The 1,848-nt window shown below is 60.6% G+C and carries 1 protein-coding gene; it reads left to right on the top strand.

Features of this window, described 5'->3' with window-relative positions:
- Positions 1–50: 50 nt before the first annotated feature.
- A partial coding sequence (locus tag H7347_RS10515; RefSeq protein ID WP_186337505.1) for a VaFE repeat-containing surface-anchored protein occupies positions 51–1,848 on the top strand: 1,798 nt, incomplete at its 3' end.

Genomic DNA, 1,848 nt, shown 5'->3' with positions numbered 1-1,848 from the left:
CTAAGTCTGCTGGTACGCCGGTAGATGATGAGGGCCGTGAGGTTCCGTTTGTGGATAAGGATGGTAGGGAGCAGCCGGAGGGTACTTCGGTGGAGTCTAATGAGGATCAGGCTCATGCCATCACGCCTGCGGCTCCCGAGCTCAAGACCGAGGCCAAGTTCAACGAGAAGGACAAGGTTGTCTTCTCCGGTGCGACGGTCAATGACACGGTGACCTACTCCGGTCTGGTTGCGGGCAAGTCCTACACCCTTGAAGCGCAGTTGATTGACAAGGCTGATGGTAAGACTGTGCTGGGCTCTGGTGAAAAGACCTTCACGGCTGATAAGTCCGGTAACGGTGAGGTCGAGGTTGCGATCACGGTGACCGCCGACCTGGATGGCCCGGTGGCTGCTGCGGTGGCGTTTGAGACGTTGATGTCTGCGGATCAGGATGCCGTGGCGGCTAAGGCTTCTGATGAGGTTCTTGACGGCCCGGCGAATGAGGGCGGCATTGTCATGCTTCCGGAGACCGTGGAGCGCGCGGCGGTGATTGCCGTGCACCACGACATCAACGACGCGGCTCAGACGGTGACCTCGGATGAGGGTCAGGTCAAGCCCAAGCCCTCGAAGAAGCCCGAGGGGGGTAGCCCTGACGCGGATAACCCGGAAAATAACCCGAACCCGGCGGATGCGGCCTCGGATGAACCGAAGCCGATCGTGCCGCAGCCTGATGTGCCGGCGCCGTCTTCGACCCAGCCGAAGGAGGAGGATGTTTCGCCTTCGTCGGTGACCGAGGAGCCGACCGAGCCGAGGGAGCTCAAGCCGTCTATTTCGACGTCGGTGTCTCCCAAGGCTGTCGATGAGATTGTTCCCGGTGGCAAGGTTATTGACACGGTGAGTTACGAGGGCCTCAAGCCGAACATGGAGTACACCTTGAACGCAGAGATGCGTGATAAGGATCGTGAGGATCTGGTGATCGGTTCCGGTGAAAAGACGTTCACCACTCCGAAGTCGGACGCCGAGTCCGTCTCCGGCAAGGTGGACGTGGAGATCACCTTCAACGCCAACGCCAAGGGCATCTCGTCTGCGGTGGCCTTTGAGGAGCTGACCTCGATGGTGGTCGATGCCAAGGGCAAGGAGACCCCGGACGCGGTGGAGCCTAATACCATCGCCGTGCACCAGGACATCAACGACGTCGCCCAGACGGTGACCACCCGCGAGAAGCCGGAGGAGAAGCCTGTCCCGGGTACTCCGAAGCTGGAGTTGAAGAAGTACATCGGTACGCAGGAGTTCACCGGTGAGGAGAAGCCGCAGGATCAGCCTGGTGCTGATGGTGTGGTGGATGCTCAGGATGAGGCCCAGGCCTTTGTGGCCAAGGAGGCTGGTCAGGATCTCACGGTGACCTTCGTGGTGACCAACACTGGGGATCTGGATCTTAAGGGTGTTTCGGTGGCTGATGAGCTGATCGCTGCGGATACCGCCGGTATTCAGCCTGGGTCGATCAGCCCTGCTTCGCAGGACATTAAGAAGGGTGAGTCTGCGACCTTTACTGCCAAGATCAAGGCCCCGGAGGCCGGGAAGCTGCATGCCGATGAGGCCAAGGCGACCGGTGTTCCGGTGGATGAGAATGGCAAGGAGATCCCCTGGGTGGACGAGAATGGTAAGGAGCAGCAGCCGGGTACCCCGGTGGATTCCAACAAGGATCTGGCTCACGCCACCACGCCGAAGCCGCAGGAGAAGCCTTCCGAGCCTGCTAAGCCTAAGGACAAGCCCGCCGAGCCTGCTAAGCCGGGTAAGGCTGTGGCCCCGAAGCCGAAGCCGGGTAAGGCCCCGAAGATCACTACGGATGCCGCGATTGAGGGCAATGGTC

It is taken from the genome of Corynebacterium sp. zg-331 (assembly GCF_014267345.1).
In the GTDB taxonomy this organism is placed as follows: Bacteria; Actinomycetota; Actinomycetes; order Mycobacteriales; family Mycobacteriaceae; genus Corynebacterium.
Note: the sequence above shows the minus strand (reverse complement) of the source record. Positions and strands in the feature narration are given on the sequence as shown.